Annotated in this window: 22 protein-coding genes; 11 read left to right on the forward strand and 11 right to left on the reverse strand. The window is 48.3% G+C overall.

Annotation, left to right across the window (positions count from 1 at the left end):
- Positions 1 to 161 precede the first annotated feature (161 nt).
- From JHJ32_RS17330 to JHJ32_RS17345, 4 genes are all read left to right on the forward strand, one after another.
- Positions 162 to 2,537 (forward strand): ATP-binding protein, encoded by a 2,376-nt coding sequence (locus JHJ32_RS17330; RefSeq protein WP_200121807.1) that lies wholly within the window; start codon positions 162 to 164, stop codon positions 2,535 to 2,537.
- 85 nt (positions 2,538 to 2,622) lie between these two features.
- Positions 2,623 to 3,378: a 5'-nucleotidase C-terminal domain-containing protein gene (locus tag JHJ32_RS17335; RefSeq protein ID WP_233632724.1), complete on the forward strand. Its 756-nt coding sequence runs from the start codon at positions 2,623 to 2,625 to the stop codon at positions 3,376 to 3,378.
- Positions 3,353 to 4,345 carry a bifunctional UDP-sugar hydrolase/5'-nucleotidase gene (locus JHJ32_RS17340; protein WP_200121809.1) on the forward strand — a complete coding sequence of 331 codons (993 nt, stop codon included), beginning with the start codon at positions 3,353 to 3,355 and terminating at the stop codon, positions 4,343 to 4,345. Before JHJ32_RS17335 ends, JHJ32_RS17340 begins: the two co-directional genes overlap by 26 nt.
- Before the next feature lie 50 nt (positions 4,346 to 4,395).
- Entirely contained in the window at positions 4,396 to 5,595 is a 1,200-nt protein-coding gene (locus JHJ32_RS17345) for an MFS transporter (protein ID WP_200121811.1), read from the forward strand.
- A 58-nt stretch (positions 5,596 to 5,653) separates the two neighbouring features.
- Here JHJ32_RS17345 and JHJ32_RS17350 read toward each other — a convergent pair whose 3' ends face one another.
- The 4 genes from JHJ32_RS17350 to JHJ32_RS17365 form a co-directional block, all read right to left on the reverse strand.
- A complete protein-coding gene (locus JHJ32_RS17350; RefSeq protein ID WP_200121813.1) occupies positions 5,654 to 6,475 on the reverse strand; it encodes an SDR family oxidoreductase in 822 nt (273 codons plus the stop codon).
- Positions 6,456 to 7,070, reverse strand: coding sequence for a recombination mediator RecR (recR, locus tag JHJ32_RS17355; RefSeq protein WP_200121814.1), 615 nt, complete (start codon positions 7,068 to 7,070; stop codon positions 6,456 to 6,458). The genes JHJ32_RS17350 and recR overlap by 20 nt, the downstream gene beginning before the upstream one ends.
- A gap of 168 nt (positions 7,071 to 7,238) precedes the next feature.
- On the reverse strand, positions 7,239 to 7,625 hold the full coding sequence (locus tag JHJ32_RS17360; protein ID WP_200121816.1) for a hypothetical protein: 387 nt from the start codon (positions 7,623 to 7,625) through the stop codon (positions 7,239 to 7,241).
- 4 nt (positions 7,626 to 7,629) lie between these two features.
- Entirely contained in the window at positions 7,630 to 8,187 is a 558-nt protein-coding gene (locus JHJ32_RS17365) for a hypothetical protein (RefSeq protein ID WP_200121818.1), read from the reverse strand.
- Positions 8,188 to 8,764: 577 nt separating this feature from the next.
- Here JHJ32_RS17365 and JHJ32_RS17370 point away from each other — a divergent pair.
- The 4 genes from JHJ32_RS17370 to mazG all read left to right on the forward strand — a co-directional run bounded on the left by JHJ32_RS17370 (position 8,765) and on the right by mazG (position 15,732).
- Positions 8,765 to 9,475 (forward strand): TIGR00730 family Rossman fold protein, encoded by a 711-nt coding sequence (locus JHJ32_RS17370; RefSeq protein WP_079715535.1) that lies wholly within the window; start codon positions 8,765 to 8,767, stop codon positions 9,473 to 9,475.
- A 162-nt stretch (positions 9,476 to 9,637) separates the two neighbouring features.
- Entirely contained in the window at positions 9,638 to 12,229 is a 2,592-nt protein-coding gene (clpB, locus tag JHJ32_RS17375) for an ATP-dependent chaperone ClpB (RefSeq protein WP_079715534.1), read from the forward strand.
- Between the two features lie 130 nt (positions 12,230 to 12,359).
- A complete protein-coding gene (locus JHJ32_RS17380; protein ID WP_200121819.1) occupies positions 12,360 to 14,882 on the forward strand; it encodes an ATP-binding protein in 2,523 nt (840 codons plus the stop codon).
- Positions 14,883 to 14,928: 46 nt separating this feature from the next.
- Positions 14,929 to 15,732 carry a nucleoside triphosphate pyrophosphohydrolase gene (mazG, locus tag JHJ32_RS17385; RefSeq protein WP_079715532.1) on the forward strand — a complete coding sequence of 268 codons (804 nt, stop codon included), beginning with the start codon at positions 14,929 to 14,931 and terminating at the stop codon, positions 15,730 to 15,732.
- Here the strand turns inward: mazG and JHJ32_RS17390 are convergent.
- Positions 15,727 to 16,827 (reverse strand): fatty acid desaturase, encoded by a 1,101-nt coding sequence (locus JHJ32_RS17390; protein WP_079715531.1) that lies wholly within the window; start codon positions 16,825 to 16,827, stop codon positions 15,727 to 15,729. The genes mazG and JHJ32_RS17390 overlap by 6 nt on opposite strands.
- 75 nt (positions 16,828 to 16,902) lie before the next feature.
- Here JHJ32_RS17390 and trpS point away from each other — a divergent pair, with 75 nt between their 5' ends.
- Genes trpS through kdsB form a run of 3 tightly spaced genes read left to right on the forward strand, consistent with a single transcriptional unit; the run spans position 16,903 to position 19,263 of the window.
- Positions 16,903 to 17,898: a tryptophan--tRNA ligase gene (trpS, locus tag JHJ32_RS17395; protein WP_079715530.1), complete on the forward strand. Its 996-nt coding sequence runs from the start codon at positions 16,903 to 16,905 to the stop codon at positions 17,896 to 17,898.
- Position 17,899: 1 nt separating this feature from the next.
- Positions 17,900 to 18,514: a deoxynucleoside kinase gene (locus JHJ32_RS17400; RefSeq protein WP_079715529.1), complete on the forward strand. Its 615-nt coding sequence runs from the start codon at positions 17,900 to 17,902 to the stop codon at positions 18,512 to 18,514.
- An 11-nt stretch (positions 18,515 to 18,525) separates the two neighbouring features.
- A complete protein-coding gene (kdsB, locus tag JHJ32_RS17405; protein WP_079715995.1) occupies positions 18,526 to 19,263 on the forward strand; it encodes a 3-deoxy-manno-octulosonate cytidylyltransferase in 738 nt (245 codons plus the stop codon).
- 43 nt (positions 19,264 to 19,306) lie between these two features.
- Here kdsB and JHJ32_RS17410 read toward each other — a convergent pair whose 3' ends face one another.
- The 6 genes from JHJ32_RS17410 to JHJ32_RS17435 all read right to left on the reverse strand — a co-directional run bounded on the left by JHJ32_RS17410 (position 19,307) and on the right by JHJ32_RS17435 (position 25,550).
- On the reverse strand, positions 19,307 to 20,155 hold the full coding sequence (locus tag JHJ32_RS17410; RefSeq protein ID WP_233632725.1) for a sugar phosphate isomerase/epimerase: 849 nt from the start codon (positions 20,153 to 20,155) through the stop codon (positions 19,307 to 19,309).
- A gap of 108 nt (positions 20,156 to 20,263) precedes the next feature.
- Positions 20,264 to 21,160, reverse strand: coding sequence for an aldo/keto reductase (locus tag JHJ32_RS17415; RefSeq protein ID WP_200121821.1), 897 nt, complete (start codon positions 21,158 to 21,160; stop codon positions 20,264 to 20,266).
- Entirely contained in the window at positions 21,157 to 21,894 is a 738-nt protein-coding gene (locus tag JHJ32_RS17420) for an FKBP-type peptidyl-prolyl cis-trans isomerase (protein WP_233632727.1), read from the reverse strand. The genes JHJ32_RS17415 and JHJ32_RS17420 overlap by 4 nt, the downstream gene beginning before the upstream one ends.
- Positions 21,895 to 22,003: 109 nt before the next feature.
- The gene (locus JHJ32_RS17425) at positions 22,004 to 23,221 is read right to left on the reverse strand and encodes an MFS transporter (protein WP_200121823.1); all 1,218 of its coding nucleotides are present in this window, start codon (positions 23,219 to 23,221) and stop codon (positions 22,004 to 22,006) included.
- Positions 23,222 to 23,347: 126 nt separating this feature from the next.
- Positions 23,348 to 24,007 (reverse strand): DedA family protein, encoded by a 660-nt coding sequence (locus tag JHJ32_RS17430; RefSeq protein ID WP_233632728.1) that lies wholly within the window; start codon positions 24,005 to 24,007, stop codon positions 23,348 to 23,350.
- A gap of 193 nt (positions 24,008 to 24,200) precedes the next feature.
- A complete protein-coding gene (locus JHJ32_RS17435) occupies positions 24,201 to 25,550 on the reverse strand; it encodes a GH1 family beta-glucosidase (RefSeq protein ID WP_079715523.1) in 1,350 nt (449 codons plus the stop codon).
- Between the last annotated feature and the right edge of the window lie 4 nt (positions 25,551 to 25,554).

Consider the following 25,554-nt stretch of genomic DNA (forward strand, 5'->3'; position numbering starts at 1 on the left):
CCTGCGCACAGGCAACGCACCCATTAAATTATAACCGACTGGCTAATAGCTGCATAGTCGTTTAAAAATATTAAGTAAAAAGAAATAGAAAACTTTTTGGTTTCTTACTTTATTACTATCTTTATTGCCTGCCTTTATCGGACGACCCCGCTATGTACGCTATGAAAAATTTTGACCAGACAACCGATCAAAACCTCCAGGAAATACTCCATGCGGCCCCGTTCGGCTTTTTCAAGCTCGATCTGGACGGCAATGCGCTTTTTGTCAGCAAATCATGGGAAGATATCACTGGTCTCGAAGTCGGCGTCTCCCTGGGCAAAGGCTGGCATAGCGTCTTGGTACCCGAGGACATACCGGTGATCGCCACCGCCATCAGGGCAGCAACAACCGGGCAAAAGCAAACCGTAGCCTTCGGCTTTCGCATACACCACCCCCAAAGCGGCATCCGCTTTTGCCGCATGGATGTACGGCTGATACAAAACGAACAGGATAGAAGCCAATGCCTTATCGGTTATGTACAAGATGTTACCGACGACCATTTAACCCATATAAAATTAAAGGAAGCCGAAAGCAGACAACGGGAAATGAACACTTACCTTACCTCGTTGATTGCTTCCCTTGAAGATATTGTATTGGAAATCGATACCGAAAGGCGGTTTATAAATGTTTGGGCCAAAGATGAAACACTGTTTTTTCTACCTAAGGAAAAATTTATCGGTAAAACCATAGCCGAGGTATTTCCCCACATGGAAAGCTTGTTTTCCGCCCCCATTACGGCGGCCATCCGTACAGGCGAGCCCCAAGAATTCGAATACAAGCACATTGACCCCACCATTGATAAATGGTTTAAAGCCAAAGTAACGATGGTAAGCAAAACTAACCAACCGACAGAACAGCAACGCCTGGCGCTGACAATCCAAGACATCACAAGCCGCATCAAACAGGAGCAAGCCCTCAAACAAACAAAAGCATTGCTCGAACGGACAAACCAGATACTGGAATCCAGCCAAAAGCTGAGCAATACCGGTGGCTGGGAATTTGACGTATTGACGGGAGAGATGTTTTGGACCAACCAGACCAAATTGATCTTTGAGATTGGCGAAAATGACACCATCAATTACCAGGATATCCTGACTTTGTGCGACCCGGGTTATGATTACATCTTTGATCAGCATATTCGCCGATCCTTGGAAAAAAAGGAGCCGCACGATTTTATTTTCCGTATCCGTGACAAGAAGTGGTTGAGGAGCATCGGCTTTCCCGTGGTTGAAAACAACTGCGTCGTAAAACTGCGGGGAGCAACGATGGACATTACCGAGCAAATGAAAACCACCCAAGCGCTGTTGGAAGCCAAAAACAAAGCGGAAGAGGCTGCACAGGCAAAGACTGACTTCTTATCGGTCATGAGCCACGAAATACGGACCCCATTAAACGGTATTATCGGCATAAGCAACCTACTAAAAATGAACCGCTTTCAAGATCACCAAGCCTATGTGGATAATTTGATTTTCTCGGCAGATCACTTGTTGCAACTTATTAATGACATCCTTGATCTCACGAAAATAGACAGTGACCATGTTGAGCTGGTGCAAAACGAAGTCAATTTGTTCGAACTGTTGCAGCGTATCACGAACCAATTCAACTCACTGGCTGAGTCAAAAAATATCGACCTGATCACTTTTGTGGACCCCGGAATACCAGAAAAAATCATAGCTGATGCCGTCCGGATAAACCAGATACTAAACAACCTGATAAGCAATGCCCTTAAATACACGGATGCGGGGAAGGTAACGGTTGCCCTGCAAGCATTGTCCTGTGATGCGCATAAGGTGACCATCCGTTTTACCATCAAAGATACCGGCATCGGCATCCCCGAGGAGTACCATGAGGTTATCTTCGATAGTTTCAAGCAGGTGCAGCAGCCGGCGTCCAGGAAACATACCGGTACCGGATTGGGCTTAGCGATTACCAAGAAACTTATCGAACTTCACAATAGCCATATTTCGATGGAGAGCACGATGGGAAAAGGCACGACATTCCGTTTTGATATCGCCTTCGATTTGCCCCAGAGCAACATGGCAATTGACCAACCGAGCATAAGCTATTCCGTAGACACTTATGCCAATAAATTGGGGGATTTGCGGGTATTGCTCGTAGAAGACAACCCCATTAATGCGATGGTGGCCCAAAAACAACTGGCTTATTTCGGCATCGTCCCCGATTGTGCCTACGATGGCCTGGAGGCTTTATCGTTATTGAAGAACAATGCGTATCACATTGCATTCATCGACCTGCATATGCCGGGTATGGACGGACAAGCCCTTTCTGAATTCGTCCACAAACACTATCCGGACACACACATCGTTATTTCCACAGCAGACATCATGGGTGATGTTCGGGTAAGGTTATCAGAAATACATGCGTATGACATTCTCAATAAGCCGGTTGTCCTTGAGAAGCTTCTGGTATTCTTACTGAAGGTGGCCGAACAGCGCAGCATCATCAGTATGGAGTCAGCGCTTGATGAACAGCCTTGAGACGTATTTTACGAAAGCTTAATGATATCTTTTTCCGTTTTCCATACTTCTTGACTACCTTTATCCCTTTAAATACGCGATTCGGATGGCGAGACTTACCAAAATGGGTATTCCTTTGATTCTCGTGGTATGGAGTATCATGGCCTGCTCCAGGTACTTTACTCCAACCAAACCACAGTATACGCAATACGGAATCAGCGGCGAAATACCCGCCGATTCGGCGTACATTAAGTACTATTCACCTTACCAACAGCAGCTGGAGGCCGAAATGAACCGGGTTGTCGGCTATACCGATGTAGACCTGACGAAGCCGAGCGACGCGCCGGAAACCTTGCTTGGCAATTTCTTTGCGGACGCACTTTTAGCTGAAGGCCGTAAGCACTATCCCAATGCAGAATTTTCCTTTGGTACTAAAGGCGGCCTGCGTACCGAGCTGCAACAGGGGAATATAACCGTCGGCCTCCTCTTTGAGCTGATGCCTTTCGAAAATGAATTGGTAGTGCTGGAGCTACCCGGCCAAAGCGTACAGCAGTTGGCGCAGTTTATCGCCAGTACAGGCGGGCAACCCGTTGCGGGTATACGGATGAAGACTAAAGACGGCAAACCCGTTGATATCGAAATCGCCGGCAAGCCGATCGATCTTTCCCGCACCTACACCTTGGTCACCTATGATTATTTGGCTAACGGGGGCGACAATTCGCGGGGACTCGAAAAACCGTCGAAACGCATCGATCTGGGCAAAAAAGTCCGCGAAGCATTAATAGACTACGTCAGCCAGCAAACCAAGGAAGGCAAAAATATTAACACGCAACTCGATGGACGAATCACTCGCAACCAGTAGGCGCATTTTTCTGAAACAAGCCAGCGCACTTGCGGCATTTTCAACCCTTGGCGGCATTCCGTTATCGGCCTTGGCCAATGACGATCATGTTGCGCTTACCATCCTTCATACCAATGATGTACATAGCCGCATCGAGCCATTCCCAATGGATGGCTCCAGAAACCAGGGCTTGGGCGGTGTGGCCCGCCGGGCAACGTTAGTTGAGCGTATTCGCCGCGAACAGCGCAACGTGCTGTTGCTCGATGCCGGCGATACCGTACAAGGCACACCGTACTTCAACCTATTTGAGGGAAGAGTTGAACTTGAGCTCATGAGTAAAATGGGCTATGACGCCAGCACCTTGGGCAACCATGAATTTGACAACGGGCTGGATGGATTGGCAAAAATGCTTCCCTATGCCCAGTTTCCGTTCCTGACGGCCAACTACGACTTCCGTGATACCATCCTGAAGGGAAAAACCCGAGACTACCTTATCGTCAAAAAACAGGGGCTACGCATCGGCATCTTCGGACTGGGCATCGAATTGGAAGGATTAGTTGATCCCAATCACCATCGCGATGTACGTTACCTCAATCCAATTGATACTGCCAATGAATTTGCCACTAGACTCAAGCACGATTACAAGTGTAGCCTCGTCATCTGCCTATCGCATTTGGGCTATCGCTACCGCGACAATAAAGTCTCCGACCAGGTACTGGCTGCCCATACCCGTGGTATCGACCTCATCATTGGCGGACATACGCACACGTTTATGCCCGAACCTGAGGATATCCGAAACCTGGATGGCGAAGTCACTACGATAAACCAAGTAGGGTTTGGCGGCATCAATCTCGGACGGCTGGACTACCTATTTGAGCGGCGATCCGGCAAAAAAACCTTGCTAACAGCGAGCCGATATGAAATTTCGGGAAGCGCGCCGCTTGAGAAGAGTGTTGGCGGGCCACGTCAGACGCGAAGAACGACATAAACGCTAATCGCAGCGATCGCCACGCAAAATCTGAAATCGGTGTAAAATAAATGAAGGAGTTTATACGCCTATATATCGACGCGTACCGGGGACTATCGCGCCCCGCATGGATGCTGGCCCTGGTCATGCTCGTCAATCGCACAGGCGCCATGGTGCTGCCTTTTTTGGGTATCTACATGACACAGGCGCTCAATTTTTCCATCAGGGAAGTCGGGGTCGTACTGGCTTGTTTTGGCCTTGGCGCAGTCACGGGCTCATGGCTTGGGGGCTGGCTGACCGACCGTTTTGGCAATTTCTGGGTACAGACCTTAAGTTTGCTGGCCTCGGTACCGCTGTTCGTTGTGACGCCACTGTTTACATCGGTTGAAACGCTGGCTGCCGCCATCTATATCCTCAGTGTGGTGACCGAATCGTTCCGGCCCGCTAACTCCGTGTCGGTGGCCCGCTATGCACGCCCTGAAAACATCACACGGGCATTTTCACTCAACCGCATGGCCATCAACCTTGGTTTTTCCGTCGGCCCTGCGATGGGTGGTTTCCTGGCCTCTATTTCATACCACTGGATATTTTATGGCAACGCACTGGGCGCCTTCATAGCTGCGCTTATTTTTATCGCCTTCTTTGCAAAACGCAAAGGAACGATCCGGTCTAAGTCTACGCACAACATCGACGAAACCGCAGCACCGAAGTCCCCCTACGGCGACTGGGTATTCCTATTATTCAGCTTTTTTTGCTGTATCTACGCGATCTGCTTCTTTCAACTGCTGAGCACCCTGCCACTCTTCTACCAAAAGGCACATAGCCTGGACGAAAAGCAGGTGGGCATCATATTAGGGTTCAGCGGATTTGTCGTCGTCCTGTTCGAGATGCTGCTTGTACATATCGCGGAGCGGCGCCTCTCCTATGCCAGCAGCATTTTTTGGGGCACCGCACTCTGTGCCCTATCGTTTGCCTTGCTTCCCCTCCCCATAGGCTATTGGATACTCTATGTGTCTATTTTTCTGTTGAGCATCTCCGAGATACTGGCCATGCCTTTCATGGCCTCCGTGGCTGTACAGCGGGCGTCAAGACGCACCCAGGGGGCTTACATGGGGCTCAATGCGTTAGCCTTCTCCGCTGCTCACGTATTTTCGCCATTCCTGGGCACCCGCATTGCCGATCAGTATGGGTTCAATACGCTATGGTGGGGCACTGCTATCGTACTTGTGGGCGTAGCCATTGGACTCTATGTTATTGTCAGGAAATTGTGAGCCCCATGCAAGAGTGTACACAAGCCTGTTCGGTAGCAGCCCCATGTGCTGCGATGGGCTATTTCACCAACGGATTCTTTTCTTTAGCAAACAATTTATAGACTTGCTTATCCACCCAAGCCGGGAATAGTTTGTTCATCAGCACAGTTAGCCTACCCTGTCGGGTCATGACTAACGTACGCTTGCGAAGGACAACACCTTGCACAATCCGTTCGGCCACTTCTTCGGCTGTCATCATTTTCGTTTCGTCCATACTGGTTTCACCGTGTTCGCCACCCATTGCATCCAGTGCGGTTTGCCGAATGTTGGAAGCGGTAAAGCCCGGACACACCACCATGACATGCAACCCCGTTTTCAGGTTTTCAACACGGAGTGACTCCATGAATCCGTGGATGGCAAATTTGGAAGCTGCATACCCTGTGCGACCAGGAAGCCCGCGGAAACCTGCGATAGATGAAACCGCCACCACCGTTCCTTTGCTTTGCAGCAATGCTTCCATTGCGTATTTTGTGCAGTGTACCGTACCCCAAAAGTTTACATCCATCAGACGGCGGAGCACAGCAAGGTCCAGGTTGGCAAACAATGCCCGCATGCTGAGCCCAGCGTTGTTGACCAATACGTCAATAACACCGAAGGTAGTAGTCGCCTGCCTTATCAATGCCTCGCAATCCGCCTCCTTGGTGACGTCGCACTGCACAGCCAGTGCACGGATACCGTATTGCCGCTCCAGTGATTGCGCGATTTCGCACAACGTCACATACCGCCTGGCACCAAGGACAAGCTGGGCACCCTGCCGCGCAAATGCTTCCGCGCAGGCTAAGCCGATACCGGAGGATGCCCCGGTAATGACAACGGTCTTGTTACGCAATGTTCCGCTCATAAGGCACACGGGTGGCGATGGAACGTCCGAGGGTTACTTCATCCACATACTCCAGTTCACCGCCGAAGGCTATGCCTCTTGCGATGGTACTGATCTGTACGCCGAAGTCTTTGAGTTTCTTATAAAGGTAAAAAATTGTCGTATCCCCCTCCATCGTAGCACTCAAGGCCAATATAACCTCCTGTACGCCCCCAGCTTCTATACGCCGGATAAGACTGTCAATCTGGAGATCTGAAGGTCCGACGCCATCCATGGGTGATATCAGTCCTCCCAGCACATGATATACACCATGATACTGGTTGGTATTTTCGATCGCCATCACATCACGTGTGTCTTCAACCACACAAACAAGTCCTTTATCACGCTTGTGCGATGCACAGATTTCGCAAATCGCGTTATCTGAAATGTTATAACAAGTGATGCAATACCGGATTTCGCGCTTCAGGCGGTCCAAAGCTGTTGTAAACCGTTCAACATCGGCCTGCGGTTGTTTCAGCAGATGCAGCACAAGGCGCAAAGCGGTCTTCTGCCCTACCCCTGGCAAGCGGCCAAACTCCGCCACGGCCTGCTCCAACAATTTGGAAGAAAAATTCATGGAACAAAGATACTTTTTTAGTGCGAAATCGTAAGCCTTAAGTCGTAAACTGACTCCCTGCGAAATCCCTATTTAATTGAGCTATCTTCGCGTCGCTTGATGATTTCAAACTACTTATAGGTCGATGATAAATGAGATTTCTCTTTTGAATGGCAGCAACTCTCTAAATTAATTATCGCTGTCTCCCTTATCCTCGATGACAATAATTGACTTAATCCTGTTCGACAATATTGTCTTAATCGAATCTGGGTGGTTTATTATTTTAATCGATTTTGTATTACTTTTCTTCTCATTCTGTTGAAGATGAAAATCTGCTATCGGATATAACTTATCATTATATAAGACAAATGTACTCTCTTCTTGGCTCCTTGAGTTATGCTTTGTGCTCAATATTCGTTGATAAACCTCAGAATCAAGGTTGATCGCAGGTAAAGTGTCTTGTTTAACTAATGTGGCTTCTTTTTCTTTGCTTTTTTGGGAAAATGTCACTCCTGGCATTATAGCAAATAGTACCACGATGGAGATATACCTATTATTATATTTTTTCGTTTTCATGATATTATATTTTTTTATTTTCATCAGTTTCTGCGAAAAGGCTCCCATCTGGAGGACAGACGTTTAATAATAGTTGGGTGCTTATGTCTGCGGCAACAAATAAGCTTTCTCCATTATCGCCAACGTAAAGCGTTCCCCAAACGAAACATGTGCCATTAAATCCATAAAGGCCCCTATAAACTCCCGGTTCCAAATCCGGTTCCATTCTCGCTTCAAATGGAGCTATGGAAGCGATTTTTAAATTGCTCTCTACATATCGGTAGCCGTAAGTTTTCTTTCCAGTTTCAGAGTCAATGAGTTCAATTTCAACCAGTTTTTCCGATTTCAGAACTAATTTTGAATCTTCAAAAACCATTTCTGCTTCGACTTCAATAAAATCCTTATCTGTAATGCCTCCATCACTATCAAGGTATCTTGTATCTCTGTCTTTAATAAACTTTATTTTTACAATTTTTTTCCCCGCTGAGATGATGGGCTCTTCTTTTTCGATAGCGGGTGCCTTTGAACAGCTAAATTGAAATAGCGTGAATAATATCGACAACAAGTAAAATAGTTTTTTCATTTTTCAGTTAATTAGTTTAGTAGAAAAGGAATTTACTGAAAATCGGAATTGTCATGGAACAGCTATCATCTCCCTCCTTCTTCGTGTAAATGTATATAATTATATGAAAACCCGCAATTTATTTTGAAGTCTTTAATTTTATTCGTTTAACATCCTGCCCCGGTGGTACTTCTCGCTTGTCTTAGTGATGTACACAGAGGTTTGGTTCTACACGGTAACAGTTGGCTTCCAGGTGATGAGGCGTTGCCGAAGCGTTCGCCAGCAGGAAATTGAGTACAAGCAGTTGACCGGTTTGCGTTTACAAATTGGCCTCGCTAAAATTACGAAACGATTTTCTATTGTAATATGGCTATTAGTCAGTTTTTAAATTTTCCTTTTCTACTGTTTAAAGGTAGCGAGGGTTGGCGGAGTGACATTCCGAAAAACCGTAAATACTTAACTGCCAGCAAAATGTCCACAGAGTGATGGCCACCAATTTGGCGGCCTTTTAAGCTTGTTAAATCGAAGTATTACCGATACTAGGTATTACGAACACATCAAAAATTAGTATTTTAGCGAAACTCAAAGACACTATCTTATGGCAAGGACGAGAGAAGACAAAATCATAAGGGCATTCGAAAACAAAACCTGGCAAGAAATCAAAGTAAAAGACTCCTGGCAAATCTTCAAGATCATGGCCGAGTTTGTGGATGGATTCGAAAAGCTGGCCAAAATAGGCCCCTGCGTATCGCTGTTTGGCTCAGCACGGACACCGCAAGATCACAAATACTACAAATTGGCCGAAGACATAGCGCGATTGCTGACCGAACGGGGCTATGGCGTTGTTTCCGGAGGCGGACCCGGAATTATGGAGGCCGCCAACAAGGGGGCGTATGAAGCAGGGGGAAAATCGGTTGGAATTAACATTGAATTACCCTTTGAACAATTCCACAATGCATACATCGACCGTGACAAACTCTTACAATTCAATTATTTCTTTGTCCGCAAAGTCATGTTCATGAAATATTCCCAAGGCTTTATCGTGCTCCCCGGGGGGTTCGGCACGATGGATGAACTATTTGAGGCCATTACGCTAATCCAAACCGGTAAAGTCGCACGTTTCCCCATCGTCTTGGTCGGCAAAGCGTATTACAGTGGCCTTTTCGATTGGATAAAAAATACGATGCTTGAAGAAGGCAATATCAGTCCGGAAGACCTCAACCTCTACCGGCTTGTGGATACCGCCGAAGAAGCCGCGGAGCACATCTTCCGGTTCTATGACAAGTACCTACTCAAACCAAATTTTTAGCAGCGATGCCTGCTATTACAACCTGCAATTTTTTCAGTATAATCTTCTAAAATACAGTCAATTATTCAGCAATACCTAAACTAAATACGACAAAATTTCCGATTCCGAAATCAAATCTCCCGTGGTACTTGTTTTGTTTAGACATCCATAAAAATTAAGATGATGAATTTCAACAACTATACCATCAAGGCGCAAGAGACCATTCAAAAAGCTTCTGAAATTGCTGCCGGCAATCAGCAACAAGCTATTGAGACGGCACACTTGCTCAAAGCGCTGTTGCTGGTAGACGAGAATGTCGTAAACCATTTGCTTAAAAAGCTCAATGTCAACGTCAAGCATGTGGAAGATGAGCTCGACAGACAAATTGCCACGTTTCCAAAGGTCAGCGGCAGCAATATCTACCTTGCTTCGTCGGCTAATACCGCGCTGCAAAAGGCGCAGACGTATCTGAAAGAGTTCAAGGATGAATTCGTATCCATTGAACACCTGTTGCTTGGAATACTAAACGCGGGTGATAAGACGGCCGCACTGCTCAAAGATCAAGGCGTGACGGAGAAAGATTTGAAAAGAGCCATAGGCGACCTACGGGGCAATGCACGGGTAACCGATCAAAACGCAGAAGCCACATACAACGCCTTAAATAAATATGCCCGCAACCTTAATGAGTTTGCAGAATCGGGCAAACTGGATCCGGTCATCGGTCGTGATGAGGAAATCCGGAGGGTAATCCAGATACTCTCACGACGGACGAAAAACAACCCTATTCTGGTGGGTGAGCCCGGTGTGGGCAAGACAGCCATTGCCGAGGGCATCGCACACCGGATTATCAAAGGCGACGTCCCTGAAAACTTAAAGACCAAAACGGTCTTCTCATTAGATATGGGCGCACTCATCGCGGGAGCCAAATATAAGGGAGAGTTTGAGGAACGGCTCAAAGCTGTTGTCAAGGAGGTAACCCAAAGTGATGGGGAGATAATTCTTTTCATTGACGAGATCCACACGCTTGTTGGAGCAGGCGGCGGCGAGGGAGCGATGGATGCCGCAAACATTCTGAAGCCGGCCCTAGCCCGTGGTGAACTACGTGCCATCGGAGCCACTACCCTCAATGAATATCAAAAATACTTTGAGAAGGACAAAGCATTGGAACGGCGTTTTCAAAAAGTAATGGTGGAAGAGCCGGATACCCAAGATGCGGTTTCTATCCTCCGTGGACTCAAAGAACGTTATGAGACCCACCATAAGGTGCGTATCCTTGACGAGGCCATCATCGCGGCCGTGGAACTATCACAGCGTTACATCGCCGACCGCTTCCTGCCCGACAAGGCCATCGATCTCATGGATGAAGCAGCTTCAAAACTACGCCTCGAAATGGATTCGGTGCCCGAAGCGGTGGATGAGATCGAACGTCGCATCATGCAGCTGGAAATTGAACGGGAAGCCATCAAACGGGAGAAGGACACAAAAAAGGTCGACGAACTGAGCGAAGAGATAGCCAACCTGAGTGCAGAACGGGATTCCCTCCGCGCAGCGTGGCAAAGCGAAAAAACGCTCGTCGACAGCGTCAACCACGAGCTCGAGCAGATAGAAAACTACAAGATTGAAGCAGATCAGGCCGAAAGGGCAGGCGACTATGGCAAAGTCGCAGAAATCCGCTACGGACGTATCAAAGAGTCCCAAGACAAAGTCGATGCGCTGAAAAAAGAGCTCGCCGAAAAACAAAGCGACAGCCGGATGCTAAAAGAGGAAGTGACCGCCGAAGACATTGCCGGCGTAGTGTCCAGGTGGACTGGCATTCCCGTAACGAAGATGGTACAAAGCGAACGTGAAAAATTGCTACATCTTGAAGAAGAATTACACAAACGGGTAGCAGGCCAGGACGAGGCTATTGAAGCGATTTCCGATGCTATCCGCCGTTCCCGTGCCGGGCTCAGCGACAAACGCCGCCCTATAGGCTCCTTCATTTTCCTCGGCACCACCGGCGTCGGTAAAACCGAACTGGCAAAAGCGTTGGCTGAGTTTCTCTTCAATGATGAGCAGTCGATGGTACGCATTGACATGAGCGAGTACCAAGAACGCCACTCGGTGTCGCGTCTTATTGGAGCGCCTCCGGGATACGTAGGCTACGACGAAGGTGGACAACTAACGGAAGCCATACGCCGCAGGCCCTATGCCGTTGTATTGCTGGACGAGATTGAAAAAGCCCATCCTGACGTTTTCAACATCCTGTTGCAGGTACTGGATGATGGACACCTCACCGACAACAAAGGGCGGGTAGTCAACTTCAAAAATACCATCATCATCATGACCTCCAACATCGGCTCGCATCTTATCCAGGAAAACTTCAGCCAGTTGGATGAAAGCAATAAAGAGGAAATCATGGCGAAAACACAGCATGAAGTCTTTGAGTTGCTCCAGAAAACCATCCGGCCGGAGTTTCTCAACCGCATCGACGAGGTCATCATGTTTACACCACTTAGCCGGGATGAGCTGAGCAAAATCGTACAAATCCAGTTCAGCAAGGTACAGCAACAACTGGCCGAGATAGGCATCAATCTTACAGCAAGCGAGGAAGCGCTTGACTGGATGGCACAACTGGGCTACGACCCGCAATATGGCGCCCGTCCGCTCAAACGCGTCATCCAGAAACACATCCTCAACGAGCTTTCCAAGGAGATTCTCGCAGGAAAGATAGACAAAGAGAGCAACATCAAGTTGGATATGTTTGACAACAAGTTTGTGTTCTTAAATCAGTGATTCGCGGACAATGAACGGCGGCGGGCGCCGGATGATCATGAACCACCTATGACTATCACCGGCTGTCATAATATATTTAGCATAATTTTTGGTAACTTTACATGAAGTTACGAATAAGGAGGGATAGCCCATGCCGACACAAGACATACAGTCCACAGGAAGCGTACGGCGCAAGGTGATCTTTGTGTTCGTCACCTGCGCGGTTGCGCTGACCTTGGCGTGGGTGATCAGTCGCGTGGCTTTTACGGAGATGATGGATACCGTCGAAAACATTACGACGCCCGATCCGAAACTGGAAATGGTCAGCGCTATATCGCGGGATATCATGCGCCTCGATCAAATGCAGCGTGCCCAGGCGTTTGGCGGCAACACCTCTTACAAAAGCTTTTCCAAAGAATCTGCCGCAATCGTTTCCTCCTTGGATTCACTGAAACAATTGTATGCGGGCAGCGATGTCCAGCAGTCGCGGATAGACTCCATAAAAACCCTTCTCCGGCAACGCGACAGGTTATTCAATGCCTATGTGAGTGTCCGTGAAAAGGTTGTTGACAGTCGCGAATTTCTGGAACAGCTGCAATCATTAAGCGACGTTATCTACGAGCCAAGCCCGGACAGCACCATTGTAACCACCGAACGGAAACGCCGCACGACAACCATCGCGGGAGATACCAGTGCGATATCCGTCCCCATGGACAATGACGACCGCGGCTTCCTTGGCCGGCTTTTCGGCCGCAAACGCCAGGAGCAGCCACCATTGCCGGTAGTCGAGGAACGCCGGATGGTTGAGGAGGAACTGGAAACCATCATTGACACCATCAGGGCGGTACAACATGATAGCACATTGGCCCGTATTGACAGTGCGGTGCAGCGCTTCCAAATGTTGCAACAGCAACAGCGCGAGCAATTTGTCAGCAGGGAAAAGGACCTGACCATCGCCAGTAATACGCTTATCAGCAACATGCTCAGCATCCTCCATTCGGTAGAAAACGAAGCCATGCAGCAGATGGAGGTAGATAACCAGCAGGCCCGCGCCGTGGTGAGTGACAGTGTATGGCGTATCAGTGCTATTATTCTTGCATTTTTCGTCATCACCGCCATCATGGTGTATTTAATTTTAGGTGATATCCGCCGAAATAACGCCTACCGTGTGGCGCTGGAGGCGGCAAAGGAAGAAGCTGAATATCACGCCGCGGCAAAACAACGTTTCCTGGCCAATATGAGCCACGAACTGCGTACCCCTCTTCAATCCATCATCGGTTATGCCGAGCAGCTCAAGGATGGACGGCAAGCCGATGACGTTAAGATTGACGCTATCTACCAGTCTTCGGAGCATCTCTTGCAAATCGTCAATGAAATTCTGGACTATAGCCGCATCACATCCGGTAAAATCGTGCTTAATGAAAAGCCTTTTGCCGTGGAAGGCTTGGTGAACAGTGTGGTGTCTGTCATGAAAACACAGGCTCAAGCCAAAGGACTGGTCCTGGAGTTCAACACCCGCATTTTGGGTTCGGGGCAAGTAACGGGCGACGCCTTCCGCATCAAACAGATTTTATTCAACTTGCTCAGCAATGCCATTAAATTTACTGAACGTGGCAAGGTGACGCTCAACGTCAGTACGGCTGTATATAACGAAAAGACCGAATTCAACATGGTGGTAAAGGATACCGGTAAAGGCATACCTCCGGAAGATCTTGACCGCATATTCAATGACTTTGAACAGTCAGAAAATGCCAACTCGGGTGTCCATTTCGGCAGTGGGCTGGGATTGAGCATTGTAAAAGCCATATGCGAGAGCATGGGCGGCGATATCCGGGTGGAAAGCAAGAAGGGATTCGGATCGGTCTTTAAAGTCAACCTCCCGCTAAAAACAGCCGCCGTCACGGCACCTGAAAAACCAGTGTCTGAGGCGCATACCGCCCGGAAACAGGTCGACGGCGGCGTATGGATTATTGACGACGACAGGCTGATTCTTGGTTTATGCCAAAATATTCTTGACAAATACCACATTCCCTATCGTTGTTTCTTATCCCCGCGCGACGTATTGGCGGCGGAATGGGATCCCCAGGTTAAGACCGTGTTGATGGATATCCGGATGCCGGAAATGGATGGTACCCAACTCAATCGAAAATTGCGCCGCAAAATCACCACAACAGGCGTAAACATCTACGCTTGCACCGCCCAAGTGCTGCCGGAAGAGCAGGAACAAATCCTCGCACAAGGATTTGACGGCCTATTGCTTAAGCCGTTCAAGGAGGCCGATCTACTTCACCTATTGGGCGTTTCCCAGCCCATACAGCCCAACGGTGCCAATGGCGAAATAACCTCAATTCAACGCTTTTCGCCGGACGACGAGGTGCAAACCCACAACATCATCGCGCTTTATACCCGTGATACCACCTCGGATATTGCCGCCTTAAACGAGTATTACCGCGCACACGACCTGGAAAATGTAGAATTGCTGTTGCATCGCATCGCGGGACGGACAGCGCAAATCGGAGCCGAAAAAATAGCCTTCCTGCTACGCAAAATGGAAATCGACGCCCGCAGTGGCGATTTGCCGCAAGAAACAGAATTACGGCGCACCCTCTTGCAGCTCGATGAATTGATGCAACAATTGCAGATTCACGGCAACCCAAATGCGGTGGGTGTATAAGCGTCCGATGCAATTTTATTACCTTTGTTGGTAAAAACAAGACAACATGCCGCATACCCCACCCCCTCCCCAGGAAACACCCGCAACAGCCTTCGAGCGCTTGCTGACCGTACTGCATACGCTACGCACAGCGTGCCCATGGGACAGGAAACAGACGATGGAATCGCTCCGCCATCTAAGCATCGAGGAAATGTATGAGTTGGGGGATGCGATTCTGGACAACGATTTACCCGAAGTAAAAAAAGAACTTGGCGACCTCATGATGCATTTGGTATTCTACGCGCGCATCGCAGAAGAACAAGCCGCCTTTGACATCGTGGATGTGCTTAACAGCGTCTGCGAAAAACTAATTAGCCGCCACCCCCACATCTATGGCGACATGGATGTAGCCAATGAGGAGGATGTAAAACGCAATTGGGAACAGATTAAACTCAAAGAAGGCAATACGTCCGTACTTGCTGGGGTACCTCGTTCATTACCCGCGTTGGTAAAAGCGTACCGTATCCAGGACAAAGTGCGAGGCGTCGGGTTTGATTGGGAAGAAAAGCACCAAGTATGGCAGAAGGTAGAGGAAGAACTGGCTGAATTCAAAAACGAGTTTGACGTCACGAACGCGGAAGCCATAGATGCCGAACGAGCAGAAGCAGAATTTGGCGATCTGCTCTTTTCTCTGGTCAATTACGCCCGGTTCATTGGTATCAACCCCGAAAACGCCCTGGAGCGCACAAATAAGAAGTTTATTAAGCGATTCACTCATTTGGAGGCCCGCGCACACGAACAGGGCAAGAGCCTTAAGGAGATGACGCTTGCCGAAATGGATGTTTACTGGGAAGAAGCCAAAAACCTATAATTCGCCATGTTGGAACAAACTCTCTCCCGATCCCTGTTTTTTCAACAACACGAAGTGTGAGCGCACCGCTTTCATCGCCGGATAACAGGTGTAGGGTAAGTTGTATTCCTTTGCATACCGCTTGATGATGGGTGTGATATAAGGATAGTAAGTATGCGCCACATGCGGAAACAAATGATGCGCTACGTGATGCGTAAATCCCCCAAAAAGGAAATTGGCTACCGGACTATCGGCACTGAAATCTTTGGTCACCATCATCTGGTGTTCGGCCCACGTCACCCCCATTTTGCCATCCGCCGGAGGCAGCGGGAAGATGGCGGTCTCATCTACATGGGTAGATATGAGTGCTATAACCCCCAGCATACTACCAAAAATGTGCATACATAACCAGCCCAGGACAATCACATACCAGGGCTGGTTCAGCACCAGCATTGGAATAGCCAGCAGGTAAAACAGGTTACCGAGCTTCGCCGCAAACAGCCGATAATATTCCACTTTAGGTATTTTCACAACTCGCTTGACGTAATTGTCCTTCGTACCGAAAAAATCCTTGAAATCACGAATGAACAACCAGTTGAGGGTATACAGCGGGTAAAGCAGAAACATATAGATATGCTGGTAATTGTGCTGCTTCAAATGGGGCGTATCAGGAAAAATGCGTACCATGTCGCTTTGCTTGATATCGGTATCCCAATGCTGGATATTGGGATACGGATGGTGCAGCAGGTTATGGCGCTTGCCCCAGAGCCAACTGTTACTGCCGAACAGTTCCAGCACATACATAAATTGCCGGTTGTGTTTGCGTTTTTTGAATACCGCTCCATGGGCGGCATCATGAAACGCATTAATGAAGAGCATAATCATTGAAAAGCCCAACAAAATATAACACAAAAACAACAACGGGGTATAGTTTCCAAAAAGCAATATGCAGGTATAGCAGGCAAAATAAAGAAAAAGCAGGAAATAGGTTTTTGCCACATTACGCCGCTGTATGCGCTTATCGCTCAACACCTTCTCCTGTACTTCCTTTTGAAGTTTTTTAAAGAAATCGTCTGGTCCGGGCTTCTTATATGTTGGTTTAACGAGTGTTTCCATAGTCGACCGCTGATTAGTCCTTGCGGTCACAAAAATAAGGATAATAGCGGAGAATTCCTTATTTTCGCGGTCAATATGGAAACAGTTGTGAGCGGTATCCGCAGTACCGGAAAACTACATTTAGGAAATTACTACGGGGCAGTGAGAAATTTTGTACAGATGCAGCATGAGCACAACTGCTTTTTCTTCATCGCTGATCTCCATTCACTGACCACCCACCCTACACCCGACGATCTACAGGCCAACGTACGCCAGGTGGTGGTAGAATACCTCGCGGCCGGCATTGACCCCGAGGTGGCAACCATCTACGTTCAATCCGAAGTGCCCGAAGTGGCTGAATTATACCTCTACCTCAACATGAATGCCTATCTTGGCGAGCTGGAACGTGCGGCATCATTTAAGGATAAGGTAAGAGCTAATCCCAACAATGTCAATGCCGGCTTGCTCACCTATCCGGTATTAATGGCGGCCGATATTCTATTGCACCGGGCTACCAAGGTGCCGGTAGGTAAAGACCAGGAGCAGCATCTGGAAATGACCAGAACGTTTGCCAATCGGTTCAACCGCATGTACAACACAGCGTATTTCACGGAACCGCACGCATTTTCATTTAGCAAGCAGCTCATCAAGATTCCCGGACTGGATGGCAAAGGAAAAATGGGGAAATCAGAAGGCGAGGCCAACGCGGTTTACCTGTCGGACACCCCTGAAACGATCCGGAAGAAAGTGATGCGTGCCGTGACCGACAGTGGCCCCACGGAGCCCAACCAGCAAAAGCCGGAAGCCATACAAAATCTCTTTACGCTGCTCGAAGCGGTATCCTCGCCTGACACGGTGATGCATTTCGACGAACAATACAACCGGTGTGAAATACGTTACGGCGATCTGAAAAAGCAATTGGCGGAGGACATGATTATCGCCACGGCAACTGTTCGTGAACGTATCCATGAAATTTCCAACGATAACGAGTATATTAGCAAGATGATTCGCCTTGGAAATGAAAAAGCACGGGAAAGTGCTCGCAAAACCATCGCGGACGTACGCGAAATTATCGGCATTAGAACGTTATAGTATGCATATCGCCATCGTAGGAAATATCGGAGCGGGAAAAACAACACTTACCAAACTGCTGGCCAATCACCTCAAATGGGAACCGCAGTTTGAAGCTGTGGATGACAATCCTTACCTGGAGGATTTTTACAGCGACATGAAACGCTGGGCGTTCAACCTGCAAATCTATTTCCTCAACAGCAGGTTTAGGCACATTGTGCAGCTACAACAAAAAGAAATAAACATCATCCAAGACCGCACCATTTACGAAGACGCTTATATCTTTGCCGAAAACCTGTATGATATGGGGTTGATGAGTGCCCGCGATTTCGAAAACTATAGTAATATCTTCGAAAGCATCATCTCCTACATCAAACCACCCGATCTGCTTATCTACCTGCGGGCTTCCGTACCGACATTGGTCGAGAATATCCAGACAAGGGGGCGGGAATACGAAGCAAACATCCGGTTGGATTACCTTTCTAAGCTCAATGCGAAGTATGAAAAATGGATAAAGAATTATAAGGACGGAAAGCTACTCGTATTGGATAAAGACAAACTCGATTTTGCTAATAATCCCGAAGATATGGGCTTTGTCCTTCAGAAAATTGAAACAGAATTGTTTGGATTGTTTTAAACGTGTCTCACATCAAAACCATAGGCATTATCCCTGCGCGTTATGCGTCAAGCCGTTTTCCGGGCAAGCCTCTTATCGATATTGCGGGCAAAAGTATGATACAGCGGGTATATGAGCAGGCCATACAAAGTCAGTCGCTTGATCAAGTGGTCGTCGCCACCGATGACGAGCGCATCCTTGCCCATGTGCGCACCTTCGGCGGGAACGTATTGATGACCGCAGGCACTCACCAGAGCGGTACAGACCGGTGTGCGGAGGTGCTTACCGTTTACAGCGGTTTTGATGTCGCCATTAATATCCAGGGTGATGAGCCGTACATCGATCCTGCACAGATTGATTTATTGGTCAGCTGTTTTGACAATAAGCATGTTCAAATCGCAACGTTGATAAAACGAATTTCAACTGCCGAAGAGTTATTCAATACAGGAATTCCCAAAGTGGTGGTCAACCGTACGGGGCAAGCCATTTATTTCAGCAGACAAACAATCCCTTTTCAGCGGAATGCCCCCTCCCAGGACTGGCTTCATTTGCATCCTTATTATAAACATATTGGCATTTACGGCTACAGGTCAGCCATCTTGGCAGAATTGACCAAACTCCCGGTTTCTTCCCTTGAACAGGCAGAGGCGTTGGAACAGCTCCGGTGGCTTGAAAACGGCTATCACATCCAAACGGCAGAAACCAAGGTAGAAACCATCGCCGTGGATACCCCCGAAGACTTGGATCGGCTAAAAGCGATGAAGCAGTAGGCTATGGGCGGTACCCCAAAGCCTACCGCCCATAGCCTAAAGCCTATTTCTCAGCCAACAACTTTCTGAAGTTTGCAACACTTTGGGCCACGTCACCTGCATTATCTTCCCAGTTATGTTCGTACTCTGCTGAAATGTTGCCGTTAAAGCCTTGGCGTTTTAATTCGGCAATTACGCCTTCCACGTTACACACACCCGTCCCCCAATGCACGTCATGGGTCTTTGGTGCCTTTTCTGCCAAGTCTTTGAAATGCAAGCTCACCAGATGACCTTCATATTGTTTTAAGCTTTCTACCGGATCCAAGCCCGACCGAACCCAATGACCGATATCAGCACAAGCGCCCACATACTTACTATTGGCTTTCGCAATTGCTTCCAGCACGATAGCCGGATCCCAGTACTTGGTAGGCTTCGGATGGTTATGTATACCCACTTTAATCTTATACCGATTGGCCAGCTCGCCTATTAAAGGCAAGAACTCCACATTTGGCTCAGTATTAATGACCTTGATACCCATTGCCTTCGCAAATTCGAACAGCTGTTTCCATTCTTCTTCCGTCGTACCATTCACTACGCCAAACGCACATAGCTTTACCTTTTTCTTTTTCAGTGCGTTAAGAATCGCCTTACGCTTTTCAGCATCCATTTTATAATCCATTTTCCCGTCAATTCCGCCGCCAATCTCTTGCCCATTGAACGCTTCCACCGAATTCATTCCTGCGCCTAATGTCTTGTCGACAGCCTCAAAAAAAGTAAACCGGTTGAAGGTATACGTTTGCGCAGATAAGTACCAGCCCAGTTTCTTTTCCGGCTGCTGTGCATATAAAGCGGTCACGCCCATTACTAACGTTATGCATCCTGTGAGGATAGCGAATCTTAGGTGCTTTTTCATTGCTATTGAATTAGTGTTTATAATATTGTGTCAAGTAGTCGATAAGTGAACAGCCAGCCGCAAGCAGGGTACGCCGACGTTCAGCCAGGCTAAATCCTTCCCCCGCCGTCAACGGTGCCCTTCATAGTGGAACGAACGTACAGCATGGCGCAACTGTTCCCGTTGAAGCCCGGACAATGGCACCGCACGACGCAGCGTGCGGACGGCTTCATCCAATTGCGCTGCCGTCCGCATCCCCAAGACGACAGTAGCGACAGCCGGATGGCCCCATACATAGCCCAGTGCGATATCCAGTGGGTCCAGGTCCGTCTCAGCCGCTAGTTTGGCTACCGCTTTCGCTGCCTTTGCGACTTCCCCATCCGTATACTGCAAATAACTGTCAGCGGCTTTGCCTACAAGCAGCCCCTGAGCAACGGCTCCGCGACAGATGACGCTAATGCCATGATTATTTAGCAAATCCAGCAGTTCTTCCTCCGGCCGGTGATCCAACAAGCTATACTGCATCATCACACTGACCATATTTGACCGCCTGACATATTCCCTAATCACGTTTGGCCGGATAGATGAGAGGCCATACCAACGTATTTTCCCCTGCTGCTTCAACAATTCAAAGGCTTCTATGGTCTCATCAATGGGGTCGTCGATGGTACCTCCATGCAGTTGGTACAAGTCGATATAGTCCGTTTTAAGCCGCTTGAGACTTTGCTCAACACTTTTCAGGATATACGCTTTATGCGGATTCCAATCCCAACCGCTCCCGTCGCTACGCCACTGGTTGCCCACCTTGGTGGCAATGAGGATATCTTTGCGAATCGGCCGAAGGGCTTCCCCCACGTACAATTCATTTAATCCTTTTTGATATAGATCAGCGGTATCGAAATAGTTGATTCCCGCATCAACCGCTTTACGCAACATATCTTTGTAAGTTGTTGCGTTTTCACCCAAAGACATACAGCCAAAGCTGAGCGGGCTCACATATAAATCCGATTTACCTAATTGATTCATTTCATTTCATCAGCCGGCCCGATCGTGATCGGAGCATCCTCGTTGGCCTTCTGCACGGAAATAAGCTCCACATCAAAAATCAATGGGCTAAAAGGTGGAATATCCTGCCCAGCTCCGCGCTCACCATATCCCAGCTCATAAGGAATAAAAATCCGATAGTGAGCGCCGACTGGTACCAGTTGCAAGCCCTCCTGCCATCCTTCGATGACACGATCAAGCGGGAACGTCGCGGGTTCGCCCCGTTCATACGAACTGTCAAAGACCTTACCGTCACTCAGTTGTCCTTGGTAATGCACCGTGACGGTATCCGCCAGTGCAGGTTTCTCACCTGCGCCCTCCCGGATAATTTCGTATTGAAGGCCGGAGGCTGTGGTAACAACACCCGGCTTTGCCTTGTTGTTTTCCATAAATGCATTCGCTTCATCCTTCAATCGTGCATCGAGCTTCTCCCGGGCAGCGGTTATCGCGTCCATAATCAGTTCGCGTTCTTGCTCTTCCTCAAAAACGGATGCTTTTCCAGCAAATATATCGGCAATGGCCTGGCCAAGTGCCGTGGCGTTGATTTCCTCAAGTCCTGTGCGCTTCAGGTCGCGCGCAATAGAAGCGCCAAAAGCATAGGCAACAGAGTCTTTGCGGTTTTTTAAGGCGGCCCCACTATTGACGCCGGTTTGCTGCGCATTTGCAAGTCCAGCATACATCAAACAACACACCGCGGTGATACGTAAATAATTCATATTGGATAATTAGTGATAGTGCCTACTCAGCGTGTCAAATATACACACTTATTTCATCGTTGCGGGTGTTTTTTCTTTAATTATTGATAGCCTATTCATCCGATCGGCATCAATGCGATCGCTTCGCCAGGTCCGGCAACAATGCAGCGACAATGCCGATCAACGGCAGAAATGAGCAGATGTGGTATACAAAATCAATGCCTTGGCTATCCGCAAGTTTACCAAGCACCGCGGACCCGATTCCGCCCATGCCAAAGGCAAATCCAAAGAACAATCCGGACACCAACCCTACATTGCCCGGCAATAATTCCTGCGCATAAACCAGTATTGCCGAAAACGCGGAGGCGATGATCACACCGATTACGAAGGATAAAATGATTGTCCAAAACAGGTTAGCGTATGGCAATGCCAACGTGAACGGTGACGCACCCAAGATAGACAGCCAGATAACGTACTTCCGGCCAATACGGTCGCCCACGGGGCCACCAATCATCGTTCCGGCAGCCACGGCAAACAGAAAGACAAATAGATAAAACTGTGATTGCTGCACGGATACACCAAACTTATCCATCAGGTAAAAGGTGTAATAGCTGGTAAGGCTCGCAAAATAAAAATATTTGGAGAAGATAAGTACCAGCAACACCGCAATAGACACTATCACGGTCTTACGTGGCAATGACTGTTGGACGACTGCCTTGACTTTATTTCGCCTTAGGATGTAGTTACGGATAGATTTCGGTTTATACCATTTCCCTACCCGATAGAGGATGACAATAGCTGTAAGCGCGGCAAATGAAAACCAAATGACATTAAATCGCCCAAAGGGCGCGATAAGCATCGCTGCCAGCAGCGGGCCGATGGCACTTCCGGCATTGCCCCCTACCTGAAACAACGACTGTGCGAAGCCCCGCCGGCCACCTGACGCGACATAAGCCATACGCGAAGCCTCAGGATGAAAGACAGACGAACCGGCTCCCACGAAAGCAACGGATACCAAGATCCAGTAGTAACTCGGCGCCAGGGCCATCATGACCAGCCCTGTAAGGCTAAATCCCATCCCTACCGGCAAGGCATATGGATAAGGCTTACTATCGGTAATGATGCCCACCAGCGGTTGCAGTAATGAAGATGAAAGCTGAAATACCAGCGTAATCACGCCAATCTGCGAAAAACTCAGCTGGAACGAATCTTTAACGATGGGATAAATCGCCGGAATAAGGGATTGGATGGTATCATTAAGCAGATGCGAGAAGCTTAAGGCAAACAGTACGGGATAAATGGTGGCAGATACGTGTTGTTTGGTAACGACAGATTCTTCAGTGTCCATAAGTACATAATGAAGTTTTGCGCAAAGCTAAACATTCCTTTCACTCCACCATGCATTTTTACGTATCAACTTACTTATCCCAACACCCGGAAGCTAAGCATCCGCATTTGGGAACGGCGGGTCGGGTCAGCATTCCTCTTCTTCAAGCATCTCGGCCTCGGCATAAGCCGGTGTCTTCTTCTTTCCGGCAATCATTTTTATGACCACAGGTGCCGTCGCAGCAACCACAATACCGATAATCACATACTCGAGATTATGCTGTACCCATTCATTTTCGCCTAGCAGGTACCCCAACGTGACGAGGCTGCCCACCCAGAGGATTCCCCCCGCAACGTTATAAAAAGCAAACTTCCTGAAATCCATCTCCACGATGCCCGCCACGATGGGGGCAAATGTCCGCACCACAGGAAGAAAACGTGCGAGGATGATCGCTACACCGCCCCGTTTATGATAAAAGTCCTGTGCCCGGAAGATGTATTCCTTCTTAAAAAGCCAGTTATCTTTCATCTTCAGCAAACGATGCCCGAAATACTTGCCGCACCAATAACCTACAAAATTGCCCAAAATGCCTGCGGAAGCAATCAAGGCAATCCAATACAACAACGTAAGCACGGAGTCTACCGGGCCAAGCGTCAGGTTGGCAATAATGATTCCTGCAATAAACAAGATTGGATCGCCCGGCAGGAAAAACCCGATAAGAATGCCGGTTTCGGCAAAAACAATAAATAACAATAAATAAAGACCACCATGTGCAACAATCCAATCGGGATTGCTGAGATTATTCAAAAATGCTAAAAATTCCGCCACTGATTACAAAAAAATAAAAGCAAAAGAACTAACCAAAACTGGAAAAAGGTTGTACAAAATCATGCCACATTGGAGAAAACATGATTTATTTTCAGGGCCATCAACCCGAAATGTCATTGTAGTGACAAATCAGCTTTCGGCTGCTATCCAAAAAACCGATGCCCACGATTTCTCATTCAGCAAAGATACTATTCGCCAAGAAACTTCCATACCACTTCCCGGAGTCTTTCATCGTCCGCTGTTGTGTTTCGAAATCAACATGTACCAAGCCAAACCGTGGATGATAGCCTTCCGCCCATTCGAAATTGTCTGTGAGCGTCCAAATAAAATACCCGTGGATATTCAGTCCTTCGCGTTTGGCACGAAGCACCTGTGCAAGATGATCTTTCAAATACTGGATACGTAACCGATCGTGCACTGCTCCCCCCTCCACGACATCGGCAAACGCCGCCCCGTTCTCCGTTATGTAAATATCGGGTATATTGGGGTACGCATTGAATTGCTTAATCATCTCATAGATCGCCTCAGGATATACTTCCCATCCCATCTCGGTGACGAGCGGCACGTGCCGTTTTTTTGCAGGAACAAGACGTGCTTGCAAGTAGGGTACAAAATACGAATGGCGTATCACTTCCCGGGTGTAATTTTGAATGCCGATAAAATCGAAATCAAACGGTAGCTGTGTTTCATCTCCGGCCATCATGTACCGCTCAATGCCTGCCAGCGCTTTCAAATCGGCCGTAGGGTAGCCCATCCCCAATATAGGCTCAATGAAAAGCCGGTTGATCAATGCATCGGCCCGTTTCGCGGCATCCACATCGCGCCTTCTGGAACTCGCCGCGTGAATACTCGAGCAGCTGAATGTGCTTCCAATTCGCGCATTTTTTGTTTCAGCACGTAGCAGCCGGCCGATATGGCCCATCGCCAGCGCGGCATGGTGAGCTGCCGGGAAGAAATTGCGCAATCCGGTAAGACCGGGCGCATGCACCCCGAAGAAGTAACCTGCGCCTGTAAATACTGCAGGTTCATTGAGTACCATCCAATGCCGTACGCGATCGCCCAAGCGCCTTACGACACGCTCGGCATACGCTTCCAGCCAACCAAGCACATCGCGGTTCGTCCATCCACCCTTGTCTTGCAGCGCTTGTGGAAGATCCCAATGGTAGAGCGTGATCCAGGGTGTGATACCCTGCGCCAAACAATGATCGACCAAACGTTCGTAAAAATCCATGCCCTGTGCATTGAACCGACCGGTTCCTTCCGGCAAGATGCGGGGCCACGATAGCGAAAACCGGAAGTTGGGAATATGCATTTCTTTGATCAAAGCGATATCCGTTTGGTACCGGTTATAGAAATCACACGCGGTATGTGCGCGATGATTATACTTGATTTTACCTTTTTTACCGGCAAACGTATCCCATATCGATGGGCCCTTGCCATCCGCATCACACACCCCTTCCGTCTGGAAGGCCGCACTGGAGACCCCCCATTGAAAGTCATGTCCAAAATCCGATCTTACCATGTAG

Origin of the sequence: Parapedobacter sp. ISTM3, from assembly GCF_016533505.1 — a bacterium.
GTDB lineage: Bacteria > Bacteroidota > Bacteroidia > Sphingobacteriales > Sphingobacteriaceae > Parapedobacter > Parapedobacter luteus.